The sequence below is a fragment of the Cobetia sp. MC34 genome (genome assembly GCF_018340035.1).
GTDB classification, from domain to species: Bacteria; Pseudomonadota; Gammaproteobacteria; order Pseudomonadales; family Halomonadaceae; genus Cobetia; species Cobetia amphilecti.
On sequence record NZ_JADPPY010000078.1, the window covers coordinates 1 to 2,258 of the forward strand.

Below are 2,258 nucleotides of genomic sequence, written 5' to 3' on the forward strand. Positions count from 1 at the left end.
GCTGGGGCGTTCAAACTGGCTGTTCGCCGGATCTCTGCGCAGTGGCCAGCGTGCTGCCACCATCATGAGCCTCATTCAGTGTGCCAAGCTGAACGGCCATGAGCCCTATACCTACCTGAAGAATGTGTTGGAAAGGCTGCCGACCCAAAAGGCTAGCCAAGTGCACGAACTTCTGCCCCATCATTGGCAGCATACTGCGTGATCACTCGCAAGCGGTGATGCCCGAACGCTTACTCCCAATACCCCCATTGTGACGAGAGAAACCTCTTCCATACCGATTACCTGTCTTGTGGTAGATGAGTGATCACAGCGCTAGGGTTCCATAACGAGGCAAGCACACGTTCACGTTACTAACAATCCATGCAACGTTGCTAAGCACGGGTGGTTACGGCTCGTTAAACGAGATCAAGTCATAAATGGACGCCGTGCCGATAGCTTGTTCCAAGCGATCTCTTGCCTCGTAAAGTGACGCTTGATATTCACCTTGAGTCGGCTGCTCACCCAACATGATGCGTTGACCTTGACCAAGGGGATCAACAGGCTGGTTATTGACTCTCACTTCGTAATGCAGGTTGGGGCCCGTGGCGACCCCGGAGGAACCTACCTCTCCGAGCGACTCTCCCGCATTGACTAAATCCCCAACCACTAGCTGTGGGGAGAATCGGCTAAGGTGTGTGTAGCGACTAATGGCCCCTGTGTCGTGCTCCACCTCGATCACCTGCCCATATCCCCCTTGGCGACCCATAAAGAATACGCGCCCAGGTGCGGTGGCAATGACCGGCGTTCCTGTCGGCGCAGCCAAGTCAATTCCATTATGAGGACGCATCCCTCCATACACAGGATGTCGCCGATTCCCAAAGCGAGACGTTAAGCGGGCACTAAGCACGGGCAACCGCAACGTGCCTAGCAGGGTGTCGCTTTTGAAAAGAGCTACGTCCCCCTTTTGGGTGACCGGCCATATGACCTCCAAGGGCTCTGCCTGATCAGGCAGAGCGGCATAACTGAGGCGTGGTGGCCCAACACGGGCGCCGTCCTGGCGTCGATCTTCCTCCCACACTAATTGAATACGTTCACTGCCAGAAAACTCCAGCGGCGCTGCGATAAACTCGCTGAGCAGTGTTTCCAGTTTAGTGGCGAAACGCGTTGGGACACCTTCTGCTGCCAAGGCCTCGTAGAGGGTGGTATCAATGACGACATCACGCCCAAAGGTTAGGGTATCAACGCTATCGAGCGGTAATGTGCCTTCTTGCTCGCTAGCCGCCTGTAACTTGACAGGGCTAAGTTCAGACGGAGGCAATGACAGATGCGTTTGCCAATTGGCTTCGGCTAGCAAGGGGTAAAAGCCCACAAAGCCTAGTAACCACCAGCGCTGCATCACTGGCCATCCTCTTCCCCAGAGATCTCCGCTACTTCACTCTCAACGGCATCAATCAGCTCTTGCATACCAAAGGGGTCTAAAGGCTCGCCATTGACAAAAAAGGTAGGTGTTTGGCGAATCTGATTGGCTCTGACATCCGCCATGTCTTGGTCAATCACCGCCTGCACCTCAGCAGAAGTCAGTTGCTCTTCGGCAGCCGCTAAATCAAGGCCTCCTTGGCTCGCGATATCGAGGATAGCGGATTCATCAAAACTGCCATGTGAAGCCCATTGATCCTGGCGAGCCAGCAGCCTCTCCAGTACCGGTTCAAAGACGCCCTGACGACGAGCAACTTCTAATACCCGAATGGCCTTATCAGATACGTCGCCGTGGAAAGGAGTGTAGCGCACGATGAGCCGCACTTTTTCTGGGTAGGTTTCCAGAATACTTTTTGTCAGGGGATAGAAAGCACGGCAGGCTTCGCAAGCCGGATCGAAGAATTCCACAATCGTCACCGGCGCGTCTTCTCGTCCCAAGATGGGGGAGTGTGAGCGCACCAAGGAGTCCTCTGCCTGGACACTGCTCTCCTTTGCTGCCTGAGCTTGCATATCTAAGAGGGCAGGTTTCGATACGGCGACGATCGCAGCGGTCAGCATTAACGTACCGGCCAATATAAAAGACGCTTTTTTGAACATGTTTCTCTCTCTTTCTCAACGATGGGGTGGAAAAGTAGGGTTGAAAAATAAGCCAATCGCTATGGGAGTAAGCCGCTCGCCCCCACTGTCACGCTAGTTGGAGTATCAGCGGCTGTTAGACTCTGAACCATATGGGGCGTGATGAGGTTCCGATGAAGTACTCCGACGAGCGCCGGGAGGCCATCCTCAAGAAGCTGCTCCCGCCG

General features: G+C 54.5%; 3 protein-coding genes. 1 reads left to right on the forward strand and 2 read right to left on the reverse strand.

Features of this window, described 5'->3' with window-relative positions; genetic code table 11:
* Window positions 1-202, forward strand: a 202-nt coding sequence (locus IZU87_RS17165) for a transposase domain-containing protein (protein ID WP_213115353.1), incomplete at its 5' end; no start/stop codon positions are given.
* A 183-nt stretch (window positions 203-385) separates the two neighbouring features.
* On the opposite strand, the gene IZU87_RS17170 is transcribed toward IZU87_RS17165, so the two are convergent.
* Both IZU87_RS17170 and IZU87_RS17175 read right to left on the reverse strand, forming a co-directional pair.
* On the reverse strand, window positions 386-1,375 hold the full coding sequence (locus tag IZU87_RS17170; protein ID WP_016916430.1) for a M23 family metallopeptidase: 990 nt from the start codon (window positions 1,373-1,375) through the stop codon (window positions 386-388).
* Window positions 1,375-2,052 carry a DsbA family protein gene (locus IZU87_RS17175; RefSeq protein ID WP_016916431.1) on the reverse strand — a complete coding sequence of 226 codons (678 nt, stop codon included), beginning with the start codon at window positions 2,050-2,052 and terminating at the stop codon, window positions 1,375-1,377. Before IZU87_RS17175 ends, IZU87_RS17170 begins: the two co-directional genes overlap by 1 nt.
* Window positions 2,053-2,258 lie beyond the last annotated feature (206 nt).